Source organism: Fibrobacter sp., assembly GCF_045601785.1.
GTDB lineage: Bacteria > Fibrobacterota > Fibrobacteria > Fibrobacterales > Fibrobacteraceae > Fibrobacter.
Map to the genome: position 1 here is coordinate 37,900 of NZ_JAZSAF010000023.1, position 25,967 is coordinate 63,866.

The following is a 25,967-nucleotide window of genomic DNA, read 5'->3' on the forward strand; positions in this document are numbered from 1 at the left end:
TAAACTCCATATTCACCCTGATTGGCTTCTGTGCTATAGGAAGAATAAAGGCGTTTTGACACTTACTCTTGTGGATACAGGAACGCACGCAGACCTGTTCGGAAAGTAGAAATGTCACAGTAAAATGTCACAGTAAGAATCAGTGAGCGCCAGAAACAGATTCTAGACATCGTGAAAGGGAATCCGAATGTTTTGCAAACGGAACTAGCTGAACGCTTTGGCGTCCGGCGAGAGACCATCTACCGTGACATGAAAAAGCTCGTGGATGCGGGAATTCTTAGTCGCTCCGAATCAGACAAAAAATGCACATGGAAGGTGGTGAAAAAGTTTTAGAGGGCAAATGAAGATTTTTTAAGGTGCCAGATTGGATCCTTAAAGCCTTACCGCGCAGGGAATAGTCTTGCGCTATAAAAAGCTATAAAAAAATTGTATATCCCGAAATATTGCGCCGCTTAGGTGCAATTTGTATTTTTTCTTGTCACACTTTTAACTCTGTGAGTCACCACCACTAAACATTTTTCTACACGATAAAATGTCCGAAGTCAAAAAAATTCTTGCAAAAGATTTCTACAAGATCAATTCCCAAAATTCAACACTACTCGATGTCCGCGAACCGAGCGAGTCCACGGTACGCCCTGTGAGTGGATCCATTCAGGTTCCGTTCTTTGAGTTGTCCAAGAAGATAGACAGCATCCCGAAAGACAAGCCTGTTTACGTGTTCTGTTCTACGGGAGATCGTTCCGAAGAGGTCGCCGAAATCCTCGCCGACCGCGATTACGACGTGTATAATGTGGAAGGCGGGCTTGACGCCATCCCGAAAATTCACTTTGTGGATACCAAGGGTCTCAAGTGTCCAGGGCCGATTGTTCAAGTGGACGAAGCTATTAAAAGTATATCCGTCGGCGAAGAAGTCCAGGTGGAAGCGACCGAGAAGGCGTTCTTCTCGGATGTGGATGTCTGGTGCCAGCGTACCGGCAACGAGTTGAAATCGCTTTCCGAAAAAGACGGCGTAATCTATGCGACCATCGTAAAGCGCGACGCACCCAAATCTCTTGAAAATCGGGAATTTGAGCATGGCAAGACATTTGTCGTTTTTAGTGGCGACTTAGACAAGGCCATCGCTTCGTTCATCATGGCGAATGGTGCCGCCGCCATGGGACGCCCGGTCACGATGTTCTTTACCTTCTGGGGTGTAAGCATTTTGCGCAGGCCCGAAAAGGTGCGCGTCAAGAAGTCGCTCATCGGAAAGATGTTCGGGTTCATGATGCCCCGCGGTTCCAAGAAGCTTGGCCTTTCGCGCATGAACTTTGGCGGAATCGGCGCCAAGATGATTCGTGCGGTCATGAAGCAAAATGGGGTCTCTTCGCTAGAAGAACTGATTGAAAGCGCAAGGCAGAAGGGCGTGAAGTTTGTCGCCTGCCAGATGTCGATGGAACTCATGGGCATCGCTGCGGAAGAGTTGATTGACGGCGTAGAACTCGGCGGCGTCGCGACGATGCTCGGCTCCACAGAAAAATCCGACTTGACCTATTTTATTTAAGCGAAGCCTGCGATATGTACGATTTCGACACCGTAATCGATCGACGAAATGGCGATTCTATAAAATGGAAAGTCGCCGAAAACGAGCTGCCCATGTGGGTGGCGGATATGGATTTCCGGACTGCCCCCGAAATTTTGGATGCGCTCAAAAGCCGCCTGGATCATGGCGTTTTCGGGTATGCGGATGTTCCCGACGCCTGGTACAATGCTTACATCAATTGGTGGGGTAGGCGGCATCACTTGAAAATGGAGAAAGAAAATCTGATTTTCTCTGCAGGCGTGATGCCTTCGATTTTCTCCGTAATCGAGCGGCTTGCCGCTCCGGGCGAAAACATCGTCATCCAATCTCCAGTCTACAATAACTTCTACAACTGCATCGAAAATAGCGATTGTAACGTTGTCGAAAATAAACTTTTGTATAAGAACGGGGCTTACGCCATCGATTTTACGGATCTGGAACAAAAGCTATCGAATCCGCAGACAACAGTGATGATTCTTTGCAATCCCCACAACCCGATTGGAAAAATTTGGAGTGCGGAAGATTTGGCAAAAATCGGCGAACTTGCCAAGAAGTACAATGTCACCGTCATTTCCGATGAAATCCACTGCGACATTACGGAGCCTGGGAAAAGTTACGTGCCGTTTGCGGCGGCTTCCGAAACTTGCCGCGAAGTAAGCGTTACTTGCATAGCGCCCACGAAGACTTTCAACTTGGCGGGTCTCCAAACTTCGGCGGTATATGTAGCAAGCCCCACTTTGAGGCGCAAGGTACGGCATGCGTTGTACACGGACAAGATCGCCGCGCCCAATTCCTTTGCGACGGTGGCCGCGATTGCAGCGTTTGAACAGGGCGAGCCATGGCTTGAAAGCCTGCGCGAATACCTCTGGGAAAACCGGAAACTGGTCGAAGTCTTTTTGGCGAAGGAACTTCCCGAAATCAAGGCTGTCAAGGGCGACGCGACTTACCTTGTGTGGCTTGACATTTCGGCGTTGCCTGAAACAGGGCGAAATGTTGCAGCCTATTTAAGGCGCAAAACGGGACTGTTCCTTATCGGGGGTGACGCCTACGGTGCCGGCGGTGAACATTTCTTGCGAATGAATGTCGCCTGCCCTAAAAGCGTGTGCCTAGAAGGGCTCAACCGGCTTAAACAAGGCGTAAAGGAGTTTAAGCTAGGATAGATTTTGAGGCTCTTGACTAGGCCTGCGAACTATTCCAAAATTTTTTCTAGCTGTTGAACAGCCCTTTTCATTCGCGATTCCGAAACTGACGAATAATTGATGATGAATTCATGCTGCGAGGGTTCCGCCTCGGCATAATAATCCGAAAGCGCCCTAATGTACACGCCATTTTTAAGCGCTCGCTCGCAAAATTCTTCATCTGAGAGTTCGGTATTGACCTTCAAAATAAAATGTAAACCTGCATCTTCTTCGGCAATTTCGATGTAATCACGGATCTTGCTTTGGCGAATCGTTTCGAGCAATGTGTCGCGACGGTGGCGGTAGAAATTCCGCATACGATTGATATGCTTTTCGTAATGGGCTTCACCAATGAATTTCGCAAGCACATACTGTTCAAGATTTGATACGGTGCAGGTGTAGAATGAAAATTCTTCGTGGAACTTTTTGGCAAGCGGCTTGGGGAGCACCATGTAGCCTACGCGCACCGTGGAGGCTAGCGTTTTGGAGAACGAATTGATATAAATTGTCTTGTCTTGCACATCGATATTTTGGAGTGATGGAATCGGACGGCCGACCATACGGAATTCGCTATCGTATTCGTCTTCGACAATATAGCGGTTGCTTGATTTTGCAGCCCAACTCAAAAGCTCATAGCGACGGCTCACGGGCATCACCTTGCCTGTCGGAAAATGGTGCGACGGCGAAAGGTGTACAACATCAGTGCAAGTTTCTTCAAGTTGGTCTATGCAGACTCCGTTTTCGTCTTGCGGAATGTAGTTGCAGACCACATTGAGTTTGCGGTAAATTTTCGAAATTTTACTATACCCTGGATCTTCAACACCGAACTTTTTGTCGAAACCAAGCAGTTGAACAAGCCAGGTATAAAGGCAATCTGTTCCGGCCCCCACTACAATCTGCTCCGGAGATACACGCATTCCACGAAATTCCAGAAGCATTTTGGCGATTGACTTACGCAGCTTCTGAACGCCGGAATTCGGCGAACGGGTTAGTAATTCACGTTGCTGTTCGCAAAGTACCTTACGCGTGAGTTTTGCCCAAGTCGTGAACGGAAATGTAGATGCGTCTACTTGGTTGTTGACGAAATCGGCAATGTAATGCGGCGCTTTAGCCTGCTCCGTATGCAAGGATTCGCGGGATTGCTTTACAGGCTGTTTCTGCTGAATATTGGAGTTTTTCTGCGGAATTGCTGCTACAAAGAACCCCTTTCGTGAAAGTGAATAGATAAAACCTTCGGCAATAAGCTGGTTATACGCATTTTCAACGGTAATGACACTCACTCCGAGCGAATTCGCAAAGGGGCGTTTCGACGGAAGCTTTGCATCCGGCTCCAGCCTACCCGACAAAATATCGTCCTTAATTGAGCGATATAAAAAATGGTAAAGAGAGTCGTCCCCTGCTTTTGAAATATCATATGCGAGCATCTTTCGCCTCTGAACCTAATCTGACCTTAATCTGAATATATAAAAATAGTAAAAATTTGATTATTGAACAAGGTCAACAAAAAGTCTAATTTACGCATCGAAAACGAAACACAATCCACAAGGAGAATTAAATGTCTACAGAAAATCGCTATGAATTGAACAAGAATCTCGCCCAAATGCTCAAAGGCGGTGTCATTATGGACGTGACCACCCCGGAACAGGCCAAAATCGCCGAAACAGCCGGTGCAGCAGCAGTGATGGCACTCGAACGCATTCCCGCCGACATTCGTGCCGCAGGCGGAGTGTCGCGAATGAGTGACCCCAAAATGATTAAGGGAATCCAGGACGCCGTTTCAATCCCTGTGATGGCCAAGTGCCGTATCGGTCACTTTGTCGAAGCGCAGCTTTTGGAAGCGATTGAAATTGACTATATCGACGAAAGCGAAGTCCTTTCCCCTGCCGATGATGTTTTCCACATCAACAAGCATGAATTCAAGGTGCCGTTCGTGTGCGGAGCCCGCGACCTCGGCGAAGCCCTCCGTCGTATTGAAGAAGGCGCATCAATGATTCGCACCAAGGGCGAGCCGGGAACAGGTGATGTCGTGCAGGCGGTCCGTCACATTCGCCTGATGAATCAGGAAATCGCCCGCATTTCTTCGATGCGGGAAGATGAACTTTTCAACCGAGCCAAGGAGCTGCAAGTTTCTTATGACCTTGTGAAATACGTTCATGAACACAAGCGCCTGCCTGTCGTGAATTTTGCTGCGGGCGGTGTTGCTACCCCTGCCGACGCCGCGCTCATGATGCAGCTAGGTGCCGAAGGCGTATTCGTGGGTTCGGGCATTTTCAAGTCCGGAAACCCCGCCAAGCGCGCCGCCGCCATCGTGCAAGCCGTCACAAACTATACGGACGCCAAGCTCATTGCAAAACTCTCCGAAGATTTGGGCGAAGCCATGGTTGGCATCAACGAGCAGGAAATTGAACTTTTGATGGCTGAACGAGGAAAATAAATGAATGAAAAATCTTTGAAAAACAAGTCCCCGAAAATCGGCGTACTCGCCGTGCAGGGGGCTTTCGCCGAACATCGGCAAATTCTTGAAAAAATCGGCGCAGAAACGTTTGAAATCCGACAGTTGCGAGATCTAGAGCAGCATTTTGACGGACTCGTTCTTCCCGGTGGCGAGAGTACCGTACAAGGGAAACTTCTGCACGATCTCGGGCTTTTTGAACCGCTCAAAAATCTCATCGAGAAAGGCCTTCCGACTTTTGGAACTTGCGCCGGCCTAATTCTGCTTGCCAATAAGTTGAGTAACGATTCCCACACCTATTTCGGAGCCCTCCCTGCTACTATTGAACGTAACGCTTACGGTCGTCAACTCGGAAGTTTTTATGTCGAAGAAAACTTTGAGGGAATCGGCAAAATCCCGATGACATTCATCCGTGCGCCGCTTATTCAAAAAGTTGGCGAAGGCGTACAGGTTTTAGCTACTGCCAATGACCAAATTGTCGCTGTACGCTACAAGAATCAGCTGGCCATTTCGTTCCACCCGGAACTTAATGAAGACTTGCGCGTACACAAATATTTTTTGGAAACGCTTCCCCATTTTTACTAACTTTGGCCGCGCCATGCTGATATATGCCAACAAAGTTTTTGAAAATCTTGTATCCACGCGACCTTGAAACTGCCGAGAAAATCTACGGTTTCAATTCAGTGCGCGGCGTTGTCGAAGTGGAATTGGCTTAACGCTATTTACCACACAATTCCAATCGCACAGTAAAGTAGCGATAGCCCCATGAGCGTATAGAAAATTCGGTGGTGCTTTCGGAATATTCCTTGAAGCAAAACGCCTGCGAAAAGCCACGCCAAATTGCAAACAGGCCCTGTGAATGGCAAGACTAGGCCAAATATAAGGATGTGCGGAAAATCCTGGTGGTAAGGAAGCATGTAGGTCGTAATCGCCGTCAAGCAAAACACCATTATCTTCACGTTTGTAAGTTGCACGAAAAGGCCCGTGCGGAAATTGCCGGTGGCGCGGTTGTTGCGAATTTCATCGTATGGTTTAATCGCTTGAAGCAAAAGGCTTATAGCTAGATACGCAATATAAATTGCTCCAATAAACGAGAATACTTCAATAAGACTTTCAAATGCACTACTAATAAAATAAACGATAAAAACGGACGCAAGCGCAACAATCGTGTATCCGGTAAAAAGCCCGTACCATTGCTTTATCGCCACACTTTTTCCACTTTTCATTGCTACGGACAGCGAGCAAAGATTCGCGGGTCCCGGGGTAATTCCCGAAACAAAGGCGTAAAGCAAAAATGAAAGTGCAACTTCTAGTGACACGATGTGCCCCGCACGACGATTATTTATCTGTGCTTTCTACAAACCAGGTGAAGCCGGCATTTTCGATCGTCTTAAACGTTTCGTTGAGTCCTTGGCCGCCCTCGGTAAGGTAACCTGAAGCGAAGATGGAATCGACGACCTTGAAAAGTTCTTTTTCGTGGCCCTTGAAATACACTTCGCGGCCAGCGGCACAGCGAATGTCTGATTTCGGGAGCAATAGGCGTGCAAGGCAGAGAATCTTGATGCAGTATTCAAACGTAAGCCCCGAAATGTCGCGTTCGGCAAGACGCGTGCCCTTGACAGGCAGCAAAAAATTTATAGGTACCGATTCTGGATTGATGGCAACCAAATCCAAAAGCATGTCGACGACATCTTCCTTGGATTCGCCCATTCCGATGATTCCGCCGCAGCAAATTTCAAAACCGACGCGTTGCAACATCTGAATATTTTGAATGCGACGTTCGTACGTATGCGTGCTGCAAATTTCAGGATAAAAACGGCGACTCGTATTTAAATTGTGGTTGATGCGGTCGAGCCCCGCAGCTTTTAAAACGCGCGCCTGGTGTTCTGTCAAGAATCCGATGGAACAGCAAATATGCGTTCCCGACTTTTTCATGTGTGCGATACGTTCGGCAAGTTCTTCGATTTCCCTATCGGTAAAGCCCATGCCCGAAAGTCCGATGCAATGCCGCGACAAGTTAAATTCACTTACCAGATCGTTGTCGCCGTAAAGTTTTTCGTCGGAGACGCTTCTGTATTTTTCGATAGGGGCTTCGGAATCGCGAGACTGTGCGCAATAGGCACAATTCTGCGTGCAGTTTCCACTGCGAACATTCGTCAAAAGCTGGACACTGACACGATTGCCCTTATATTTGGTGCGAAGCGAATAGGCATTCTCAATCAATTCCCCGAGCGATTCGTCCGGGGTGTTCAAAATCTGCAAACATTCTAATTTCGTCATTTCGGCAACAAATATAAAAGCCAAGCTCTCACTTGGCTAATACAAAAAAACTATATCATTTTGGCTGAGAAAAGCCTGTTAGTGATGATGGTGATGCCCTTCGTGCATCATTTCCATGTGATGCGCAGGCGCTTGAATCTCCGTTGTCGCCTTGTTAGGAGCGTATCCCGCAATTCCCGGATCCACCATACCGAAAATCATTGCAATATGCGAAAGCACAAGGAATGCAGCCAACAAAAGGATGGCGTATGTTGTGCGCTTTCGTTCATCCACTTTACGGAATAAAAGCTTGAAATTCAGGAGTGCAAGCAATATCATCGGGATTCCGGCGAGAATGTACGAGAAAATCGCCACAACATCGATCCATGTTCTAAATTCGCCTGCCGATGCAAGCGGAATGATTACATTCGGAATGAAATAGATAATGATAGCTACGAAAGCAATGCCAGCAAGGATTCCCGCGATACGATTGACAAGCGAAAGCTTCGGATGCGCATTGGGAGACTTGAGCAGAAACAGTTCCGTAATGGCGATTGTTTCTGCAAGAATGACAGGGATTGCCATAAAGACAATCAGGTTCCAGGGAGAATTCTGCATCAGCAGATCCATATAATGGGTGGAGTACATATAGACACCTTTTTGTTGTAGGTTAAAAAGAAATCCCCTTCTTGTAGGAAAATACAAAAAGCAATCCGCAAAATGGTTATTGAAAATTTCGATAGCAAGCGATCGAAAAAAAGTATTGACGTTGCAACTTTATAATCGGTATGAAAAGATTATATTTATAGTCATGTTTTTATCAGCAAATAGAAGAATTAATTCACGCTACGACAAGCCACGGCTGGGCAATCACGGTGGATGTCAAGCCAGAACATGGAATGGAAAAAGTCTTGTACGCCGTCGATGAATTGACGGGCTTGATTGGGGCTGTTGTTTTGATGCGTCCTTCCAAAAGTGTGCAGGATTTGGAATTGAAATCCGTCTTGAAAAAGTACAAGTCGCCAAAGTTTGCTGCAGGATGCTCCCGCGAAGTCATTGAACGCGGCGCAAGCCTTTTAGGCTGGGAACTGAACGATCTTATCTTGCGCACGATAGCCGCACTGAATACGTTTAGACCGTAACTGCGAAATAGATCCGCGGACAAGACAACTACAAAAGCCCCCGACTGAATCGGGGGCGATTTTAACATTTTCGCGAAGTTGTTAAGCCGCAGCTATTCTGTGATTTGCAAGCCTTCGTTCGTGGCGTTGTCTCCTTCGATATGGAAGGAATTCAACACAGGATTTTCGCGGTCTTGCAAAGAAAGAATCAAGTAGCTTGCCGATGAATCATAGGCAAGGCGCTTATCTTCTTGCGAGGGGCGCGAAGGGGATTCTGGATGCGAATGCCAGTTACCGAGAGGCTTCAGGCCTTTCGCACGCATGTCCTTGATGGCTGCTAGTTGTTCTTTCGGATCAAGCAAAAAATGCTCGTTCGAATGATCGATGTTCGTGAGCAAGTATACTTCACGAATTGCCTTGCCATCTGCAGTTGCTTCGCCCGCGATCAGCCCACAAGCTTCTTCAGGCAAATTCTTGCGAGCATGCTCGAGGATTTTTTCGTAGTTTGATTTAGATAATGTAATCATTTGAATTAGTCTCGTTTCCCTGTCATTCCCGGCTCGACCGGGAATCTCCTTTTCTTTATTACAAGAGGAGATGCCCGACTAAATCGGGCATGACAAAAAGGGGGATTAGTGCTTCAAATCACACACAGCTTGTTCATAGTCAATTAGCTTGGTGATAGTTGGGTGTGTTCCGCAAACGGCGCAGTCGTCGTTATGACTCGGGAGCTTCACCTTGCGAAATTCCGCCGTGAGTGCGTTGTAGGTGAGTAATTGACCTGTAAGTAAATTACCCACTCCAAGAATATACTTGATTGCTTCCATTGCCTGCAAACTTCCGATGACGCCTGCGATTGCCCCAATCACGCCTGCCTCTTTGCAAGTCGGCACAGAACCTTTCGGGGGCGGTTCCTCGAAAATGCAGCGGTAGCAAGGTCCCTGCTCCGGCACGTATGTCATCAGCTGTCCCTGAAATCCGACAATACCTGCATGTGAGAAAGGTTTCTTCGCCATGACGCAGGCATCATTAATCAAGAACTTCGTCGGAAAATTATCGGTGCCGTCAATGATAAAATCGTAATCCTTAATGATGTCGAGAATATTTTCGCTCGTTACGAAAGTATGGTACGTGATCACCTTGACATCCGTATTCATCGCTTCCATGGTTTCTTTCGCGGATTGCACCTTGGGCTTACCCACATCTTGCGTGGCGTGTATTATCTGACGTTGTAAATTTGAAAGGTCAACCACATCGGCATCGGCAATGCCGATCGTGCCCACACCGGCGGCGGCAAGGTACATGGCCACTGGGGCGCCAAGGCCGCCCGCACCAATGACGAGTACCTTCGCGTTCAAGAGCTTCTTTTGGCCCTTTACGCCGACATCTTTAAGAATGATATGACGCGAATAGCGTTCCAGCTGTTCGTTGGTAAAAACCATTTTTCTATTGGAATTCAGTTTTCAAATCACACGTACTTTGAGAGCGTCACGACATCTTCGCCGCTCCACGTGTAAAGCGCAAGCAACGGCTCGTCTTTTGTTTGCATGGAATGTACGTGGTTTGACGGGTGCAGAATAAATTCTCCGGGGCCGCGGACTTTTGAAACGCCGTCTAATGTCCAAACGGCAAGGCCCGAAAGCACCACATAAAGTTCCGTGGCAGGGTGGTAATGCGCCGGATACAAGGTATTCTTTCCGAGAAGCGTAAACCCGAAACAAAAATGCTCGTCGTGATACGGCGCTTCGGGCCCGAGGATTTCTCCCCAGCCCATACGGTTTCCTAAATCAGGCATATCGGCGCGAGGCTCGTAATTGTATTTCCACGGCAAAAAAGGGAGTGCGGGCTTTAACGCTTTCAGCAAATTTGCAGTCTCTGAACTTCCGTGTTTTGCGGAGTCTTCAATCCAGCGAATCAGCGGAGAATCGCTTTTTTTGAAAGTCCCACTCGGGGCAGGAATTTCGCGTGCTACAAACTTGGCCGCCTCTTGACCGATATCATCGTCAATTTGGGCGCGACTGTTCAGAAAGCGCTTTGATTCTTCAATTAAATGGGCGATAAAATCTTGCATCAAAATACACTCGTTTTACTTCACGCTTGATTTCAGTACGGCAACCGTATGGCCGATCACTTCGCCCTTTAGGAATGCTTCGTAAGCTTCTTTAGCGGTAAGTTTCGAAGATTCCAGCGACTTTTCGATTTCGAAAGCGTTCTTGCCGGATTCCTTCACCGAAATGTTGGCGAATGCTTTTTGCAAGTCGCTCGCGCGGTAGAATCGGAACGGCCCGAGGCCCGCCTTTTCTTGCGCGGCGTAGCCTGAAATCACGTCTTCGGGTTCCGCCTGTACTTTCCAGGAATAAGTGAAAATTTCTGACTTAAGCCCAGCCAATTCGCCGAGTTTGATAAACGCACTGAGCGGCACGCGGCCACCGAGTGTAGAATAGACGGCACCCTTGTCGGCCAGGTAATCGCGTGCCTGCTTGAGCGCCAGATAATGCAAATCCAGCATCTGTTCATGCACAAATTCTGGAATCGCTTCTACACGTTTTTCTAGGTAATGGCCGCTGTTTCGTTTGTCTTCAATCTTGGTGTTGTCCGTCAGCGGAACATTGGGCAGATTCTCGTAAATCACGTCGTAACGGCGCTTGCCATTTTGAAGAGGTTGCAACAAGTCGCCTGCACCGAATTCCAATTCAATTGAATCTGCATTCTTCAAATTTTTCCTGATGTTTTCGGAGGCGGCAGTTACTACGCTTTTTTGCAAGTCAGTAAAGCCCACGCGTTTTGCGCCCAAAAGTTCGATGCCCGTCAAGACATCGATACCGGAACCTGTACCGATCGAAGCGAATGCTTCTACATCGTGTCCTAGATTTTCACGGATCAGTTTGAATGCCGGAGCCGCAATGTAGGCGACCCAATCGCTAGTAATATCTTCGGTTTTTGGCAAGTAGGCGTGATCCGTTACTGCCACAGAAAGATAATCTTGAACGTGCTTCGGCGCACCATCTAAAGTCAGATACTTTTTAATGTCGACTAAAATACTCATTTATAGATAACCTCTTTTTTTTGAGTGCAAATATAGATGTTGCCTATAGCTGCGTCCAATACAAAATTCCTAGCACTTGCTATCAATTTTTTGTATAAGAAAAATCGTGTTTTTCGCTTGACAATGTTTATGCATTTATGTAGATTTATGCATAGAAATTCAAACCACGTTTTTTCAGCGCTTGGGAATGCTCAAAAATGCGACGTTCTTTTCGGTGCTGTTAACAAAAGGAGCCTTATACAATGGCACATTATCTCTTTACTTCTGAATCGGTGTCCAAGGGGCACCCCGACAAAGTTTGCGACCAGATCTCGGATGCAATTCTCGACGCCTGCCTCGCCCAAGACCCGAACAGCCGCGTGGCTTGCGAAACGCTCGCCAACACCGGTCTCGTCGTGATTTCTGGCGAAATTACCACCAAGGCCGTAATTGACTACCAGCAGATTGCACGCAAGACGATCAAGAGTATCGGTTACGTGAATCCGGAACTCGCTTTTGATTACAAGGGTTGCTCCGTACTCGTTGCCGTAGATAAGCAGTCTCCCGATATTGCTCAGGGTGTTGACGCCAAGGCTGCCGAAGGCAAGGAAGATGACAAGCAGGGCGCAGGCGATCAAGGCATGATGTTCGGTTACGCCGTGAACGAAACCAAGGAACTGATGCCGCTTCCGATTAGCCTTGCTCACAAGCTTATGGAAGAAATCCAGAACCTCCGCGAATCCGGCAAAATCAAGTGGCTCCGTCCTGATGCAAAATCGCAGGTGACCGTCGAATACAACGAAAATGACAAGCCTGTGCGTGTCGATACGGTGGTGGTCAGCACCCAGCACGACGAATTCGTGAACGGCAAGGAACTCAAGCATTCTACCATCGAAAAGGAAATCATCGAAAAGCTTATCAAGAAGGTGATTCCCGCAAAGCTTTTGGACAAGAAGACTCGCTTCCTCATCAATCCGACGGGTAAATTCGTGATTGGTGGACCGCATGGTGACTGCGGCCTGACGGGGCGTAAGATTATCGTGGATACCTACGGCGGCATGGGCCGTCACGGTGGTGGCGCTTTCAGCGGCAAGGACCCGAGTAAGGTCGACCGCAGCGCCGCTTACGCTGCTCGCTATGTGGCAAAGAATATTGTGGCAGCTGGTCTTGCAGACCGTTGCGAAGTGCAGCTTGCCTACGCTATCGGTTATTCCAAGCCGGTGTCTGTGCTGGTGAATACGTTCAAGACTGGCAAGATTGATGACCGCAAGATTGAAGAAATCGTAAAGAAGACTTTCGACCTTTCTCCGGCAGGCATCGTGAAGATGCTTGACTTGAAGAAGCCCGGTTACCAGGCAACTGCCGCGCTCGGCCACTTCGGCCGCACCGGTGCACGCTTCACTTGGGAAAAGACGGACAAGGCCGCTGCTTTAAAAAAGGCCGCTCGCGTCTAAGCGAACTCTCTCTAGCAAAAAGATTAAGGCTCGTCAAATGCGACGGGCCTTTTTCGTTGGTTTGCTTTTGCAGATTCAGGAAATGTTCTTCATAAAAAACATCCCCGGCAACATCAGTTGCCGGGGGGTACCTGCGCGGAGAGTAGTGCACAGGAATTTAGGAGTACAAATTATTACTTATGCCAGTCGACTTCGCGATAGATTTTTTCGGTGAATTCGTCGGCATTCAGCTGCAGGTATCCGACTTTATGCAATAGGTCTGCAAAGTAGTGCAAGTCGGCTTTCAGGTTGCGGCCACTCTTGATTTTCTGTTCAGGAGACTGGTATTCGTAAGACTTGATGAGTGCGGTTGCGAATTCCTTGTCTTCGATGGCGGAGTGCTTGCCTGCCTGCATGAGTTCCACGGTTTCTTCCGGGTGTTCGCTGATCCAGGTGTGCGCCTGTTCGAGAGCGCGGAGAAGAGCCTTGATCTTTTCCGGTTCCTTTTCCAGAAGAACTCCCGAAACATAATAGAAACAGCAATAGCGGCCTGCAAAAACAGGGTCGGTTGCCAAATCCATCAGCACATCGGCGCGACCGTCAACTGCGGCAAGGCTTCCTAGCGGGTCCCAAAGTGATACCGCTTCGACCTGCCCGCGTTCCAAGGCTTCAAGCGCCAAGTTGCCATCGGCATAGGGCAAGAACTGCACATCGTTTATGGCAGAGACTCCGTTTGCTTCAAGCCAAAGTGTTGCGGCCTGGTGCGGGGTTGCCCCAATGGCGTTCACGGCAATCTTTTTGCCCTTCAAATCCTGCGCGGAGCGAATTGGCGAGCCCTTCTTGACGAGCAAATGAATACATCCGACGTGGAATCCTTCGACCACCTTGATGTTCACGCCGTTTTCGACGGACTGGAAAAAGGCGAAGTCGGAGTTCGTAATCGGATACGTTCCGTTGTTGAGCCCGATTTTGCGGGTTTCAGCATTTGCCGACACGAATTTCACATCAACACCTTCTTTAGCGAAGAAGCCTTTTTCTTTAGCGACAAAGAACGGCGCAATGCAAAGGGTTCCATCGGAAACGGGGATTTCGACAGTACCGTATTTAAAAGCGGATTCATTGGTAGCGGCAGCCTTCTCGGATTTTTCTTCTTCGCAGGCGATGAGTGCAAATCCCAAAGTAAAAGCGGCTGCAAACGATAGTAATGTTTGGATGAATTTCATTTATAATCTCCTGTATTGATAGTGTTTTAATGTTTTGTTGTACTTGCTTTAATCGCCTGCTCAAAATCGGCGATAATGTCGCGCGGATCCTCGATACCGACGGACACGCGAATCATGTCGTCAGGAATTCCTGCAGCAAGCCTATCCTTCGGCGAAAGCTGGGAATGAGTACTTGTTGCCGGGTGCAGCACGCTTGTGCGAGCATCGCCCACATGCACCACCAAGGCAGCAACTTTCAAGGCCTTCACGAACGAGCGAATGGCCGCCTTGCCTCCCTTGAGGCCAAAGGTCAGCACGCCGCTTCCGCCCTGGTAATCGAAATACTTGCGAATGCGCTTGCTGTTCGGGCTAGATTTGAGCGCCGGATAGTTGACCCAGTTTACTGCCGGGTGCTTGGAAAGGTATTCCGCCAAAGCCAAGGCGTTAGAACTGTGCTGCGGCATGCGCAAATGCAGAGTTTCAAGACCCAAGTTCAAAAGGAATGCGTTGAACGGGCTCTGGGCGGCACCGAAATCGCGCAAAAATTGGGCACGGGCCTTGACAATGTAGGCGGCACGGCCAAATTTTTCGGTATAAGAGGTGTTGGCGTACTGTGCGTCCGGATTGACAAGATCCGGAAACTTTCCGTTATTCCAGTTGTAATTGCCGCCGTCAATCACGACACCGCCCAAAGCGATGGCATGGCCATCGATGTACTTGGTAGCCGAATGAATGACGATGTTTGCGCCATGCTTTAAGGGCTTCACCAAGAACGGCGTTGCAAGGGTATTATCCACAAGGAACGGCACGTCGAATTCCTTGGCAAGCTTCGAGAACTTTTCAAAATCCAGAACGCCAAGCGCCGGGTTACCAATGGTTTCGCCGAAGACCAATTTTGTATTCGGGCGGAATGCCTTGCGAAGTTCTGCAATAGGGGCTTCCGGGTCAATAAAAGTCGTTTCAACGCCGAGCTTAGAAAGTCGAACATCAAGCAGCGTGTAGGTTCCGCCATACACCGCCTTAGAGGCTACGATATGATCGCCTGCCTTGACCAAATTCGAAATAGCGAGCAATACGGCCGACTGTCCCGATGCAGTTGCGACAGCGCCCACGCCGCCTTCCAACTCGGTAATTTTTGCTTCAAAAGCCGCTACCGTCGGGTTGCCCGTACGCGTATACTTATTGCCCGACTGCTTGAGGGCGAAAAGACGTTCTACTTCGTCAACATCTTCGTACTTGTAAGTGGTTGACTGGAAAATCGGCAAAACGCGGGGCTCGCCCACTTTCGGCTTCCAGCCCGCCTGTAAGCACTTGGTCCCAAAATTCCAGTTGGACGGATTCGAAACGTCTGCTGAAATTTTACTTGAATTTTTTGATGATTTATTTGGCATATGAATCACTCTCCTTATAAATTTTTCAATGCGAAAAATAGAAAGGAACTTACACTTTTTCTAATACTTTGTTTTTATGCGGAATTATCAAAAATTTTTATAACGAAAACGCCCCCGACCGAGTCGAGGGCAGCATCACTTAAGGTTAATTTATTTATAATCCACCATAATCAGATTCACCGTTCGGCAAGAGTCTCCCCTTGTGCATGGTGTAAATGCGGTCACCATACTTGAAGCCGCGAGGATCATGGGTAGCCACAAGTACCGACGTTCCCGACTGCGCAAGTTCCGCCAAAAGGTCAAAGACAATCTTGGCATTAGTTTCGTCAAGGTTGCTGGTCGGTTCGTCAGCAATCACGATATCGGGATTGTTAACCATGGCGCGCACGATCAAAGCTCGCTTGAGTTCACCTCCCGAAAGCTCCGCCGGCATTTCATTCACCAAATGGGCAATGCCGAGAGTTTCGAGTTTTGAATGAATATCAATATCGACCAATTCCGAAATATCCCTCACCTCAACCTTATTGCCTTCGCGAAACGCCTTAGGCAACAAGATATTCTCCAGCACCGTAAAATGCGGCAAGAAAACGGATTCTTGTGGAATGTAGCCGATTTTATCGTTACGAATTGCGGAAAGTTCGGCATCAGTCAAACTTGCAAAATCGATACCGTTAAAAATAATCGAACCATGCGAGGGGCGATTGATTCCCGAAAGGAGCGATAAAAGCGTACTCTTTCCGCTTCCCGATTCGCCATAGATTACCGAGAAATCACCGGACCAGGCAAAAAATTCCACATTATCGACTGCGTTAAATTCTTCGCCGCGGCGGGTATAGATTTTATACAAATTAGAAACGTTTAAAATCAATGTTCTACCTCCCTCAAAGCGGCGTAGGCATCAATACTGCTCACCTTATTTGCCACGCCGAAAACCGCCACCGGCCCCACCGAATGCAAAAGCAAAACCACCACAGCGTAAACAGCGGCGATTTCGGCATTTCCAGGAACAATAAAGGGCACGTTCACATGTTCGCCAATCCAAATTTTAAAAGTGAAAAAAAACACGCTCGAAACCAGCAATCCAATATACGTTCCTACCGCCGAAACCAACAGCGATTCGCCCAGCACAAGAGTCCTTAAACGTTTGCGGGCATAGCCCACAATTCGCAAAAGTGCATATTCACGCCTGCGTTCGCGAGTCGACAGTGAAAACGAAATCACAATCGCGGCAACCGCAATCACCAAGAAAAGGGCCACGATTGACCACACCACAATCTGCAAGAAATTCGCCGACTTTTCAAGACCCGAGAACAAATCTTTGCGGGTGCGAATCTGCACGCCGTCAAAGCGGGTATGAATTTCTCGAGAGAGGCGATCGATATCGGCCCCTGCACGCAATTTAATCAAAACGCTGGAGTAAATCGGCGAATCCGAGCCCTCGGACTTGACATCTTGATGCAAGAAAATCACGCCCTTGGCCTTAGCTGCCTCGCGGATATCGGCAAGTGTTGCCACATCTACAAAAACGGCCTGGTCCAACTTGTTGCCAACCGGTTCAAGAGAGGCCGCCACAGGGTATTCATGGCCAAAGAACTTGACGGTCTTTTTCTCGCCCACGCTAATGTCGCCGCCCACCACGATAGCACCCTTAGGGAGTTTGTCTGTAAGAACCTCGTGAATCCAAGGCTGAATCACAAAATCAGAAGCCGGCTCGAAACCGATAATCATGACTTTCTGTTCGCAGCAGCTAGAATTCAAGGTGGTCAAAAAATACTGCGGCGTCGCAATTTCTACGCCGTCAAGGCCACGAATAAATTCCAGCGAGCCCTGCGGCAAATAGGTGTACTTGGAATCGCCCTGCAAAAGTACAGTCTGGTCGTTGATTTCGCTCCCCTGGGGAATCACAATCACGTCGGCTCCCAAGCGAGACGAAAGGCGATTCAGGCCCTTCGAAAGCGAAAACGACAAAAGCCCGCCCACCAAAAGCACCGAGGCGAGCAAGGCAATCAAAAGCGAAAGCCCAAAACTTCTAAAGGGGTTTCGCAAGTAATTTTCAATAATCAAATTAAAATCAGTCTTGTTCATTTCGCCTCCTCAATTTCAAGTAAATCAAATTCAGCGCCGCAAGAAGCGCAATCTGCACACCAAAAACAGCAAGCACCGGAGCTGTTATCACGTGACATGCCATTTGAGCATGTTGGCATGTTCCAACAATTACTGTTGGCACCAGCGAAACAAAAACACCAAGCACAAGCGTTACTGCAGAAAGAATGACATGTGCTTTCTTTTTAAGGAGCCCCGCAGCAACGACGGCATTTGCAAGCAAAGCAAGTCCTAAAAAAGCATCTACCGTCGTCGAAATTTCACAACTCATGGTTCCGCCACCAATCGGATGGCAAACAGGCAAAATCAACTTGGTAAGCACAATCAGCAAAACGCCGAAAATCAGATTAGCAACAACAAATACTTTGTACTGTTTCATGGCACTCTCCTTAAAAATTTTCGATGCATAAATTAAAAAGGTATACCGAAAATGTCCAATACTATATCACTATAATTTGTTATAGGTTTTTGTTATAACAATAGACGCTTCACCTCGTTAATCGCTTTCGCCTATAGAAAAAATCAATAAATCAGCATAAGAATTAAGTATTGGACATTCGTGAAAACCTCATCTATATTTGCTTTCAAAAAAAATTAAGGAGAGTATAATGTCAAATCAATTTTCTTTTGATACGCTTAAATTGCACGCAGGCTATAATCCTGCTGAACACAACCACGCTGTTTCGGTGCCTATTTATCAGACTACCGCTTTTACGCTCGACACCGTAAAGCGTAGCGATGACCTGTTTTATTTCGACAGCGCCGAAGCACTTTATACACGACTTTCTAATCCGACAACGGATGTACTTGACGCGCGCCTTACGGCACTCCATCCGGGAGCAACCGGAGCTGTCATGCTTTCTTCGGGCATGGCAGCGGTTACGTATTCGCTTTTGAACGTCACAGCAGGCAAAGGCAGAATCCTTGCAACAGCTCGTTCTTACGGAGGATCTTTCGATAGTTTCGAACAAATCTTCGGAGAGACGGGCGTCAAGTATGACATTGTAGAAGACCCTGACGATCCGGCAAATTTCGAGGCACTCGTTAAAGAAGACACCAAGGTAATCTACATCGAATCGATCACCAACCCGAACGCCACCATTCTGGATATCGAAGCGATCGCAAATATCGCCCACAAGCATGGAATTCCGCTGATTGTCGACAACACGGTGGCAACCCCCTACTTGTTGAATCCGTTTGATTTCGGCGCCGATGTGGTTGTTTATTCGGCGACCAAGGGCCTTACGGGTCACGGCAACGTGATTGCCGGTGCCATTGTAGAAAACGGCAAGTTCAACTGGAAAAACGGAAAGTTCCCACAGTTCGACGGCCAACCGCATTTCTTGGTGTCGCAGCAGGGTGTACCCCGCAGTTTTTACGACGTGTTCCCGGATACGCCTTTCACCGGCCGTATTCGCGCCATTCACCTGAATTACCTGGGCGGTGCCATAGCCCCGTTCAATTCTTATCTGGTGCTTCTTGGAATTGAAACCCTTTCGGAACGTCTTTCGAAATCGGTAAAGTCTGCTGAAAAGATTGTAGAATTTTTGGAAACGCGCCCCGAAGTTTCTTGGGTCAATCACCCGCACGCAAAAAAAAGCAAGTATAAGGCGCTCGCCGCCAAGTATTTCCCCAAGGGTGCCGGCGCAATCCTGAGCTTTGGCCTTAAAAAGAACGACCGCGCCACCATTATCAAGTTCTTGGAAGCCGTTAAAGTTTTCAGTTTCCAGGCAAACATCGGTGACGCCCGTTCGCTCATTATCAACCCGTCTACAACCACCCACATCGAGCTCCCGGAACGCGCCCAGGAATTGGCCGATATCCACTCAGAAACTATTCGGCTTTCGATTGGTCTTGAAGACGTGAATGACTTGATTGCCGACCTGGAACAAGCCTTCGTCGCAATCCAATAGCGCGATTATAACCATAGTAAAACCTAAAAGGTGGCTGCATTTAGCAGTCACCTTTAGTTTATGGCACAAAGAAATTTAAATGGCGGACTCAATTGAGTCCGCCATGATAGAATTGGAGATGATTATTTTATTAAACCGTCGGCGTATTCGGTTATCGCCTTGTCGAGACGAGCAAAGATCTCTTCGATTTGGGCTTCGTTGATAATCAGCGGAGGTGCCACCAGAATCGTAGAGCCGCCGCCCATCGTGAGAATGCCGTAATCGTTGCGGAGTTTTGCGATGAAGTTTCCGAGGAAGGGTTCGCCCGCCGCATTCCTGCGAATCACGTCCTTATGCTCCTTGCTGTAGCTGAATTCGATGGCACCGAAAAGGCCCACAGAACGTACATCGCCAACGGAGGGGTGCTTCGCCTTGAGCTCTGCAAGCTTTTTCTTCAAGATGGGTTCCTGCTTTTTCACATTGCCCTTGACATCCAAGCGGAAATATTCTTCGATACAGGCAATAGCCGCCGCAACGCCCAGCGGATGCGCATTATAGGTAAGCCCTGCAGTAAAGGCATTTTCCTCATAATAATTCGCAATACGCTCGCTAATGAGCACGCCGCCGAGCGGAGCGTAAGCGCTATTCACACCCTTTGCAAAAGTAATCAGGTCCGGTTCCACGCCATCGGCCTGGCAGGCGAACCATTCACCCGTGCGCAAGAAGCCACTCATGACTTCGTCGCACACCATCAAAATTCCGTACTTGTCGCAGATTTCGCGGACACCCTTCAGGTATCCCTTGGGGTAAAGATAAACGCCATTAGAACCGGTGACCGATTCAATGAACACAGCCGCCACCGATTCCGGGCATTCCTGCTGAATCTGATATTCCAGGCGAGAAAGGAAATGCTTGGTCGCTTCTTCTTCGCTTGCAAATTTAATGTCGTAACCGTAAAGATGCGGCGCCGGATACTTGATAAATCCAGGAATCGTCGGGAACAGCGAAGCGCGTTCGCTTTCGCCCGTAAGGCTAGAGGCACCATAAGTGCTTCCGTGGTAAGATTCATACTTCGAGAAAATCTTGTCGCGGCCCGTAAACGCCTTCACAAAACGGATGGCGAATTCGTTTGCCTCGGAGCCACCCAACGTAAACAGCACCTTTTTCATGTTCTTCGGCGCAATCTTTTCAACCAAGAGTTCGCTGAGTTCGCCCGCTTCGGCAAAGGCATGACGCGGAGCGATGTAAGCCAAACGTTCCACCTGCTTTTGCACCGCTTCAATAATGTGGCGGTTATTAAAGCCGATATTCACGTTCACCAGTTCCGACGCGATATCGATGTATTCCTTGCCTGCACCATCGTAAACGTAGATACCGTCGGCATGGTCTACAAAGAACGGCTTGTAATCTTTATGGGGGGCATTCGCGAAAGAAAACAGGTTATACTTTCGGGCCTTTTCATAAGAGGCGGCATTTTCTCCCGCCACATAACTAACGTTATTTGACATAGTACTCTCCTTAATTTTGTGAACAAATATAGGTGCGATTTTACTCGCTGTCCAATACTTTATTTTTAGCGCTCGTTATCAATTTTTCCAATAACAAATCCCTCTAGACTAAATGATGTATTCCGGAGCAGTATTGGAGCGCGCCAAATTGAAGCGTTCCAAAATATTGCGGCGTTTTTCCAGGAACTGCGCCGAGCCTCTTTCACGCGGGAAGCTGTCGCGAATTTCAAGCACCTCGCTAATGCGCCCCGGACGCGGCGTCATAATCACGATACGATCAGACAAGTAAAGCGCTTCGTCAATATCGTGGCTCACCAAAATCATCGTAGTATTGCGTTCCTTGCGAAGTTCCAAAAGCAAGTTCTGGATGTCTGCACGGGTAAACGAATCCAGCGCTCCCATGGGTTCATCAAGCAGCAAGATTTCAGGATCATTAATCAACGCACGCGCAATTGCCACGCGCTGCGCCATACCGCCACTAATCTGGTGCGGGAAATTCTTTTCGAATCCGCCAAGACCGATTTTTTCGATAAAATCGTGAACCTTATCCTTATTCTGCTTATAAACGCCCCGAATCTTGAGGCCCATCGCAATGTTGTCTTCTACCGTGAGCCACGGGAAAAGGCAACCCTGCTGGAACACGTAACCGCGCTTGGAATCTGGCCCATGCACCGGTTCGCCATCAAGAATAATCTTGCCCTCTTGAACAGGATCGAGCCCCGCAATCAAGCGCAAAAGCGTCGTTTTACCGCAACCCGATGCGCCCAGAATCGAAATGAATTCGCCCTCAAAAACAGAAAGATTGATATCTTTCAAAATCTGCCGCGGTTCGCCCGTGCGTTCATCGATAAAGGAGCGGTTTACATCGCGAATCTTCAAGATTTTTTCTTTATCTAAAATATCCGTCATCAAAGCCTCCTATCGCACAACGCCTTTCTGCCAGCGAAGCACATAACGCTGTACTGCGCCAACCACTTTCAAAATCGCCGAGAACAGCACTGCCATCACGACAATCGCCGCAAACACCTTATAATACGCACTCCACACCTTCGAAGTATTGATGTAGTAGCCAAGACCACCCGGCTGCCCCATCATTTCGGCCATCACGAGCGTCGTAAAACCAAACGCAGCCGCCGTCATAATGCCCGTAAAAATCTGAGGCATTGCGTGGGGAATCGCAATATGGAAAATCTGGTACAGTTGCCCCGCGCCAAAAGTGCGCGAAAGTTCAAACAACGACTTCGGCGTACCCTGCACCCCGTCAGCCGTCATGGTCGCTACCGGGAACCAGGAGCAAATCGCAATCAAGAAAGTCGCCGCCGCAAACGAAGTCGGGAAAAGCGTCAAGGCAAAAGGCATCCATGCCACTGCCGGAATCACGCCGCAAATGTTGAGCACCGGCAAAATCCAGTAGCGAGCCTTCGGATACCAACCAATCAGCACACCAGTCAACACACCCGTCACCACACCCACCGAAAATCCGGCTACAAAAAGGCGCAACGAGTAAAGTGTATTCTGCCAAATGAATTTGGTATCGCCAATAAAGGCATCCATAATAATCGCAGGCCCAGGGAAAAACGGCTGCGGCAAAAACAGCAACTTGGTCCCGAGAATATCCCACGCCGCAAGCGCTAGGCCAACCGCGAAACGGAACTTCGCGCCCGCGAAAAATTTTGCCACCTTATCTGCACTCGCCTTGCGGACAAACAGCACCACCGTATAGACCGCGTAATAGACAATAATGGCAAGCAAAACTAAGCGGTATGCCAAATTGTCGTCAACTCTAAACCCGCCAAAAACATATTCCTTGATTCGCACATTCTCGGCTACCTGCGGAAAAAACAAGTTCACCAAGAAGGCGACCAGGAATCCTGAAATCGTCAAAACAATGTTCATTCAACTCTCCGTAAAATTTTTAAAAATGCGCCCTTGCGGGCGCCAAGCAACAAGGAAATATGATTACTTGTTCAAATCGACTTCTTCGTACAGATTCGCGACAAACTGGTCTGGATCCTGCGTGAGGTAGCCAATCTTCTTGAGCTGTTCGCTAAAGTAACGCAAGTCGCCCTTCACGTCGCGGCCAAGAGTCTTGCGCTGTTCCAGCGAAGTGTACACATAGCTCTTGATCAGTTCAACAGCCAGCGGCTTGTCTTCGATTTCGGAATACTTGCCTTCGGCAATAATGTCAACCGTTTCTTCGGGGTGTTCAGCAATCCAGGCTTCGGCCTTGTGAATCGCACGCAAGAGCGCTGCAATCTTTGCCGGTTCTTCCTTCAGAATCTTGGCAGACACATAAATGAAGCAGCAGTAGCGACCGTCAAACACCGGATCCTTCGCCACATCCATAATCACGTCGGCCTTGCCCGACTTTTCGTAAGCAGAAGCGAGCGGATCCCAAATGGCAGCGGCATCAATCTGGCCCTGTTCCAAAGCTTCAAGAGCCAAGTTACCATCGGCATAAGGCAAGAACTGCACCTGATTATCTTCGGGTTTGGTCGAAACACCTCCCAGCGAGAGCCAAAGGCTTGCAGCCTGATGCGGCGTGCCGCCGATTTCGTCAACGGCAATTTTCTTGCCCTTTAAATCAGCAGCAGTCTTGTAGGGCGAACCCTTCTTCACCAGCACCTTGATGCAGCCGATATGAATACCATCGACAATCTTGATGTCAACGCCATTTTCAATCGCCTGGAAAAACTGGAAGTCGGAATTGGTGAGCGCATAAGTGCCCTTGCTAAGTCCAAGTTTACGGGTTTCGCCATCGGCAGCAATCAACCTCGCATCAATCCCTTCTTCGGCAAAGAACCCCTTTTCCTTAGCCACGTAGAAAGGCGCACCGCACAAGGAACCATCCAGAATCGGGAGTTCCAAAGTGCCAAACTTGAACTGAGACTTTTCAGTCTGCTTTGCAGTTTGCTTATCAGAATTTTCGCCACCGCACGCCCCTACTACAAAGGCAAATCCGAAAGCGAGCAGGGCGGTGAGGTAAATCTTGTAGTTAGCTTTCATTTTTTAATTCCTTTTTAAAAAAGACGCCCCTGAAAATGGACTTCGAATATTTCCAGGAGCGCCAGGTTGTACGGAGAGTACAAATTACTTGATATTTTCTCTCCAAGTAGCGGGCTTGAACAGTTCCTTCAAAGGCAGAAGACGCTTGTCAACGTCAACACCCAAGACAGAATTGAAGTTGTTCGTCGCCTGCATCTGAGCGCCAAAGCCCACGATGATGATAATCTGTTCGTCGGTATAGAACTTGCGCAGTCCTTCGAAAAGTTCGTCGGGAACCTTAGTCGGATCCTTCACGATCTGCTGGCCCAGCTGCTGCAAAAGCTTTTCGTTTTCCGAAGTTTCGAAGTTGTTCGGATCAAGCCCCAGAGCCTTCAAATCGCTAATGAAGAACAGCGAGCAGAGAAGGCAGCCGTTCGTCGTAGAAACCGAGTGTGCAAAAATCGTTGCCGCACGCAGGCCAACCGCCTTTTCGAGGCTTTCCCAAGCGTCGTACCAGCCCATGAAAGCCTTGTAGATGCCGTAATCCTGGAGCATCACCAACTTCATGTTGGTCACCTTGCCTGCAGCTTCCAGCTTTTCGTAAGCAGCCTTTGCTTCTCCAGTCAATTCGTTTGGTTGTTTTAAATGTACTCTTGCCATTGTTTATACTCTCCTTGTGGTGCATTCGCACCGTTTTAGTTTTTGATTTTTGTTGAAGTCTTTTTTGGTTAAGTTTAATTTCCTACCATTTTTGTAGGCTTTAAGATAGAATAAGATGTTCCCCTAGTCAAGGCATAAACGTATACTATTTAACTATCGATTGTTATAGAGGAAAGTTATAGCAAAAACAACTCGCAGTCCGTCCCCTTGACGCCCCAAATACCCAAGTATAGATTTGAGGCATGACTTACTACTTTATCAGCGATTTGCATGTTGATTTCTATGCGCCGGTAACCCGTACTGTCGCCATACTACGCAAACATTTCGAAGACTACTTTGAACGCCACTTTTTGCCGGCGGATGCCTGCTGTATCGCGGGCGATATCGCAAACGATTACTTCACCTATGTGGAGTTCCTGAAGTTCATTGCCGAAAAATACAGCGCGGTTTATGTGTGCTTCGGGAACCACGACATCATCACTGAGCATCTGGGGCGCTTCGGAGCGGATAAAGAATTCACAACTTCTGAAAGTAAAATAAAGTACTTCCTTGCCGAGGCTGGGAAAATCCCGAACATTCAGTTGCTTGAAAACCGCATCGCAGAAGGCGTTGCGGGCTGCATGGGCATGTGCGATTTCAAGTACAAGCATTCGCCTGCCGCATCCGAAATTGCGAACAAAATCCTGTGGGCAACACGCTGGTTCGACGCTCGTCACTGGAGATACATGCAGAACAACGCCGACAAACTCTGGCGACATTATGACATCGTGTTCCGCGAACTTACTTCACATCGCCCGAAAATCATGATGTCGCACTTCCTGCCGCTGGAATTCGAGATGGCGGAACGTTACCGGCAAGACCCCTGCTCGAACTTCTTCTATTTCCACGGGGCGGAATACCTCGAGAACCTGGATGACGGGAGCATCTGGCAGGCGGGCCACACGCACACCGCCATCAAGCGCGAATACACCGACCCGCTAGGCAAAAAACATCTGCTGCTGTGCAATCCCGTGGGCTACCCCGACGAGAATCCTTATGCGGAATATGGGCTAAAACGGGAAGATTTCTTGGTAGAGGTGGAGTGAAATATGGAAAATGGATTTTCAAACCTGTACAAAACAACTACAAATATTCAAAATTGTAGTCGTTTTCTTGCTAATTTTTCAAAGAAATTCGAAATATCTATACATTTTCCGTATT

The 25,967-nt window shown here is 48.3% G+C and carries 26 protein-coding genes and 2 pseudogenes; 10 read left to right on the top strand and 18 right to left on the bottom strand.

What is annotated here, in order from left to right:
• Positions 1-7: 7 nt before the first annotated feature.
• From ACKI61_RS03800 to ACKI61_RS03815, 4 genes and pseudogenes are all read left to right on the top strand, one after another.
• Positions 8-109: pseudogene (locus tag ACKI61_RS03800) on the top strand (type II toxin-antitoxin system YafQ family toxin); the annotation flags it as partial.
• Between the two features lie 29 nt (positions 110-138).
• Positions 139-333, top strand: a complete 195-nt coding sequence (locus ACKI61_RS03805) for an HTH domain-containing protein (protein WP_407456515.1) — start codon at positions 139-141, stop codon at positions 331-333.
• 199 nt (positions 334-532) lie between these two features.
• Entirely contained in the window at positions 533-1,540 is a 1,008-nt protein-coding gene (locus tag ACKI61_RS03810; RefSeq protein WP_407456460.1) for a DsrE/DsrF/DrsH-like family protein, read from the top strand.
• A 14-nt stretch (positions 1,541-1,554) separates the two neighbouring features.
• On the top strand, positions 1,555-2,718 hold the full coding sequence (locus tag ACKI61_RS03815; RefSeq protein WP_407456461.1) for a MalY/PatB family protein: 1,164 nt from the start codon (positions 1,555-1,557) through the stop codon (positions 2,716-2,718).
• 29 nt (positions 2,719-2,747) lie between these two features.
• Here the strand turns inward: ACKI61_RS03815 and ACKI61_RS03820 are convergent, their stop codons facing one another.
• Positions 2,748-4,160 (bottom strand): PLP-dependent aminotransferase family protein, encoded by a 1,413-nt coding sequence (locus tag ACKI61_RS03820; protein WP_407456462.1) that lies wholly within the window; start codon positions 4,158-4,160, stop codon positions 2,748-2,750.
• Between the two features lie 131 nt (positions 4,161-4,291).
• Here ACKI61_RS03820 and pdxS point away from each other — a divergent pair, with 131 nt between their 5' ends.
• Positions 4,292-5,170: a pyridoxal 5'-phosphate synthase lyase subunit PdxS gene (pdxS, locus tag ACKI61_RS03825; protein ID WP_407456463.1), complete on the top strand. Its 879-nt coding sequence runs from the start codon at positions 4,292-4,294 to the stop codon at positions 5,168-5,170.
• A complete protein-coding gene (pdxT, locus tag ACKI61_RS03830) occupies positions 5,171-5,773 on the top strand; it encodes a pyridoxal 5'-phosphate synthase glutaminase subunit PdxT (protein ID WP_407456464.1) in 603 nt (200 codons plus the stop codon).
• Between the two features lie 137 nt (positions 5,774-5,910).
• On the opposite strand, the gene ACKI61_RS03835 is transcribed toward pdxT, so the two are convergent.
• The 3 genes from ACKI61_RS03835 to ACKI61_RS03845 form a co-directional block, all read right to left on the bottom strand.
• The gene (locus tag ACKI61_RS03835; protein ID WP_407456465.1) at positions 5,911-6,507 is read right to left on the bottom strand and encodes a LysE family translocator; all 597 of its coding nucleotides are present in this window, start codon (positions 6,505-6,507) and stop codon (positions 5,911-5,913) included.
• Between the two features lie 19 nt (positions 6,508-6,526).
• Positions 6,527-7,468 (bottom strand): biotin synthase BioB, encoded by a 942-nt coding sequence (gene bioB / locus ACKI61_RS03840; RefSeq protein WP_407456466.1) that lies wholly within the window; start codon positions 7,466-7,468, stop codon positions 6,527-6,529.
• A gap of 78 nt (positions 7,469-7,546) precedes the next feature.
• Positions 7,547-8,095 carry a DUF6803 family protein gene (locus tag ACKI61_RS03845; RefSeq protein WP_407456467.1) on the bottom strand — a complete coding sequence of 183 codons (549 nt, stop codon included), beginning with the start codon at positions 8,093-8,095 and terminating at the stop codon, positions 7,547-7,549.
• A 182-nt stretch (positions 8,096-8,277) separates the two neighbouring features.
• Here ACKI61_RS03845 and ACKI61_RS03850 point away from each other — a divergent pair.
• Positions 8,278-8,589 (top strand): annotated as a pseudogene (locus tag ACKI61_RS03850) (hydrolase); the annotation flags it as partial.
• 92 nt (positions 8,590-8,681) lie between these two features.
• Here the strand turns inward: ACKI61_RS03850 and ACKI61_RS03855 are convergent.
• From ACKI61_RS03855 to ACKI61_RS03870, 4 genes are all read right to left on the bottom strand, one after another.
• Positions 8,682-9,095, bottom strand: a complete 414-nt coding sequence (locus tag ACKI61_RS03855) for a M67 family metallopeptidase (protein ID WP_407456468.1) — start codon at positions 9,093-9,095, stop codon at positions 8,682-8,684.
• A gap of 105 nt (positions 9,096-9,200) precedes the next feature.
• Complete coding sequence (thiF, locus tag ACKI61_RS03860; RefSeq protein WP_407456469.1) at positions 9,201-10,010, bottom strand: thiazole biosynthesis adenylyltransferase ThiF; 810 nt, start codon at positions 10,008-10,010, stop codon at positions 9,201-9,203.
• A 26-nt stretch (positions 10,011-10,036) separates the two neighbouring features.
• A complete protein-coding gene (locus ACKI61_RS03865) occupies positions 10,037-10,639 on the bottom strand; it encodes a dimethylsulfonioproprionate lyase family protein (RefSeq protein WP_407456470.1) in 603 nt (200 codons plus the stop codon).
• A gap of 15 nt (positions 10,640-10,654) precedes the next feature.
• Positions 10,655-11,614: a 50S ribosomal protein L11 methyltransferase gene (locus ACKI61_RS03870; RefSeq protein WP_407456471.1), complete on the bottom strand. Its 960-nt coding sequence runs from the start codon at positions 11,612-11,614 to the stop codon at positions 10,655-10,657.
• Between the two features lie 242 nt (positions 11,615-11,856).
• Here ACKI61_RS03870 and metK point away from each other — a divergent pair, with 242 nt between their 5' ends.
• Positions 11,857-13,047: a methionine adenosyltransferase gene (gene metK, locus ACKI61_RS03875; RefSeq protein WP_407456472.1), complete on the top strand. Its 1,191-nt coding sequence runs from the start codon at positions 11,857-11,859 to the stop codon at positions 13,045-13,047.
• Between the two features lie 173 nt (positions 13,048-13,220).
• On the opposite strand, the gene ACKI61_RS03880 is transcribed toward metK, so the two are convergent.
• The 5 genes from ACKI61_RS03880 to ACKI61_RS03900 form a co-directional block, all read right to left on the bottom strand.
• Positions 13,221-14,249 (bottom strand): ABC transporter substrate-binding protein, encoded by a 1,029-nt coding sequence (locus ACKI61_RS03880; RefSeq protein WP_407456473.1) that lies wholly within the window; start codon positions 14,247-14,249, stop codon positions 13,221-13,223.
• Positions 14,250-14,275: 26 nt separating this feature from the next.
• On the bottom strand, positions 14,276-15,619 hold the full coding sequence (locus ACKI61_RS03885) for an O-acetylhomoserine aminocarboxypropyltransferase/cysteine synthase family protein (RefSeq protein ID WP_072977585.1): 1,344 nt from the start codon (positions 15,617-15,619) through the stop codon (positions 14,276-14,278).
• A gap of 154 nt (positions 15,620-15,773) precedes the next feature.
• Positions 15,774-16,466, bottom strand: coding sequence for an ABC transporter ATP-binding protein (locus ACKI61_RS03890; protein ID WP_407456474.1), 693 nt, complete (start codon positions 16,464-16,466; stop codon positions 15,774-15,776).
• 17 nt (positions 16,467-16,483) lie between these two features.
• On the bottom strand, positions 16,484-17,704 hold the full coding sequence (locus tag ACKI61_RS03895) for an ABC transporter permease (RefSeq protein ID WP_407456475.1): 1,221 nt from the start codon (positions 17,702-17,704) through the stop codon (positions 16,484-16,486).
• Entirely contained in the window at positions 17,691-18,101 is a 411-nt protein-coding gene (locus tag ACKI61_RS03900) for a DUF4418 family protein (protein WP_407456476.1), read from the bottom strand. The genes ACKI61_RS03895 and ACKI61_RS03900 overlap by 14 nt, the downstream gene beginning before the upstream one ends.
• A 229-nt stretch (positions 18,102-18,330) precedes the next feature.
• Between ACKI61_RS03900 and ACKI61_RS03905 the strand changes: the two genes are divergently transcribed.
• On the top strand, positions 18,331-19,635 hold the full coding sequence (locus ACKI61_RS03905) for an O-acetylhomoserine aminocarboxypropyltransferase/cysteine synthase family protein (protein WP_407456477.1): 1,305 nt from the start codon (positions 18,331-18,333) through the stop codon (positions 19,633-19,635).
• Positions 19,636-19,757: 122 nt separating this feature from the next.
• Here ACKI61_RS03905 and ACKI61_RS03910 read toward each other — a convergent pair whose 3' ends face one another.
• The 5 genes from ACKI61_RS03910 to ACKI61_RS03930 form a co-directional block, all read right to left on the bottom strand.
• Positions 19,758-21,122 carry an aminotransferase class III-fold pyridoxal phosphate-dependent enzyme gene (locus ACKI61_RS03910; RefSeq protein WP_407456478.1) on the bottom strand — a complete coding sequence of 455 codons (1,365 nt, stop codon included), beginning with the start codon at positions 21,120-21,122 and terminating at the stop codon, positions 19,758-19,760.
• Positions 21,123-21,230: 108 nt separating this feature from the next.
• On the bottom strand, positions 21,231-22,031 hold the full coding sequence (locus tag ACKI61_RS03915) for an ABC transporter ATP-binding protein (protein WP_407456479.1): 801 nt from the start codon (positions 22,029-22,031) through the stop codon (positions 21,231-21,233).
• Between the two features lie 9 nt (positions 22,032-22,040).
• Positions 22,041-23,018: an ABC transporter permease gene (locus tag ACKI61_RS03920; RefSeq protein ID WP_407456480.1), complete on the bottom strand. Its 978-nt coding sequence runs from the start codon at positions 23,016-23,018 to the stop codon at positions 22,041-22,043.
• A 63-nt stretch (positions 23,019-23,081) separates the two neighbouring features.
• Positions 23,082-24,128: an ABC transporter substrate-binding protein gene (locus tag ACKI61_RS03925; protein ID WP_407456481.1), complete on the bottom strand. Its 1,047-nt coding sequence runs from the start codon at positions 24,126-24,128 to the stop codon at positions 23,082-23,084.
• Positions 24,129-24,212: 84 nt separating this feature from the next.
• Positions 24,213-24,767, bottom strand: a complete 555-nt coding sequence (locus ACKI61_RS03930; protein ID WP_072977545.1) for a carboxymuconolactone decarboxylase family protein — start codon at positions 24,765-24,767, stop codon at positions 24,213-24,215.
• Positions 24,768-25,009: 242 nt separating this feature from the next.
• Here ACKI61_RS03930 and ACKI61_RS03935 point away from each other — a divergent pair, with 242 nt between their 5' ends.
• Positions 25,010-25,852 (top strand): metallophosphoesterase, encoded by an 843-nt coding sequence (locus ACKI61_RS03935; protein WP_407456482.1) that lies wholly within the window; start codon positions 25,010-25,012, stop codon positions 25,850-25,852.
• Positions 25,853-25,967 lie beyond the last annotated feature (115 nt).

Excerpts from the sequence above, each read along its gene's own strand:
- ACKI61_RS03810 (WP_407456460.1), top strand. The coding sequence starts at position 533 with ATGTCCGAAGTCAAAAAAATTCTTGCAAAAGATTTCTACAAGATCAAT.
- ACKI61_RS03815 (WP_407456461.1), top strand. The coding sequence starts at position 1,555 with ATGTACGATTTCGACACCGTAATCGATCGACGAAATGGCGATTCTATA.
- ACKI61_RS03820 (WP_407456462.1), bottom strand. The coding sequence starts at position 4,160 with ATGCTCGCATATGATATTTCAAAAGCAGGGGACGACTCTCTTTACCAT.
- pdxS (WP_407456463.1), top strand. The coding sequence starts at position 4,292 with ATGTCTACAGAAAATCGCTATGAATTGAACAAGAATCTCGCCCAAATG.
- pdxT (WP_407456464.1), top strand. The coding sequence starts at position 5,171 with ATGAATGAAAAATCTTTGAAAAACAAGTCCCCGAAAATCGGCGTACTC.
- bioB (WP_407456466.1), bottom strand. The coding sequence starts at position 7,468 with ATGACGAAATTAGAATGTTTGCAGATTTTGAACACCCCGGACGAATCG.
- ACKI61_RS03845 (WP_407456467.1), bottom strand. The coding sequence starts at position 8,095 with ATGTACTCCACCCATTATATGGATCTGCTGATGCAGAATTCTCCCTGG.
- ACKI61_RS03855 (WP_407456468.1), bottom strand. The coding sequence starts at position 9,095 with ATGATTACATTATCTAAATCAAACTACGAAAAAATCCTCGAGCATGCT.
- thiF (WP_407456469.1), bottom strand. The coding sequence starts at position 10,010 with ATGGTTTTTACCAACGAACAGCTGGAACGCTATTCGCGTCATATCATT.
- ACKI61_RS03865 (WP_407456470.1), bottom strand. The coding sequence starts at position 10,639 with ATGCAAGATTTTATCGCCCATTTAATTGAAGAATCAAAGCGCTTTCTG.
- ACKI61_RS03870 (WP_407456471.1), bottom strand. The coding sequence starts at position 11,614 with ATGAGTATTTTAGTCGACATTAAAAAGTATCTGACTTTAGATGGTGCG.
- metK (WP_407456472.1), top strand. The coding sequence starts at position 11,857 with ATGGCACATTATCTCTTTACTTCTGAATCGGTGTCCAAGGGGCACCCC.
- ACKI61_RS03880 (WP_407456473.1), bottom strand. The coding sequence starts at position 14,249 with ATGAAATTCATCCAAACATTACTATCGTTTGCAGCCGCTTTTACTTTG.
- ACKI61_RS03885 (WP_072977585.1), bottom strand. The coding sequence starts at position 15,619 with ATGCCAAATAAATCATCAAAAAATTCAAGTAAAATTTCAGCAGACGTT.
- ACKI61_RS03895 (WP_407456475.1), bottom strand. The coding sequence starts at position 17,704 with ATGAACAAGACTGATTTTAATTTGATTATTGAAAATTACTTGCGAAAC.
- ACKI61_RS03900 (WP_407456476.1), bottom strand. The coding sequence starts at position 18,101 with ATGAAACAGTACAAAGTATTTGTTGTTGCTAATCTGATTTTCGGCGTT.
- ACKI61_RS03905 (WP_407456477.1), top strand. The coding sequence starts at position 18,331 with ATGTCAAATCAATTTTCTTTTGATACGCTTAAATTGCACGCAGGCTAT.
- ACKI61_RS03910 (WP_407456478.1), bottom strand. The coding sequence starts at position 21,122 with ATGTCAAATAACGTTAGTTATGTGGCGGGAGAAAATGCCGCCTCTTAT.
- ACKI61_RS03915 (WP_407456479.1), bottom strand. The coding sequence starts at position 22,031 with ATGACGGATATTTTAGATAAAGAAAAAATCTTGAAGATTCGCGATGTA.
- ACKI61_RS03920 (WP_407456480.1), bottom strand. The coding sequence starts at position 23,018 with ATGAACATTGTTTTGACGATTTCAGGATTCCTGGTCGCCTTCTTGGTG.
- ACKI61_RS03925 (WP_407456481.1), bottom strand. The coding sequence starts at position 24,128 with ATGAAAGCTAACTACAAGATTTACCTCACCGCCCTGCTCGCTTTCGGA.
- ACKI61_RS03930 (WP_072977545.1), bottom strand. The coding sequence starts at position 24,767 with ATGGCAAGAGTACATTTAAAACAACCAAACGAATTGACTGGAGAAGCA.
- ACKI61_RS03935 (WP_407456482.1), top strand. The coding sequence starts at position 25,010 with ATGACTTACTACTTTATCAGCGATTTGCATGTTGATTTCTATGCGCCG.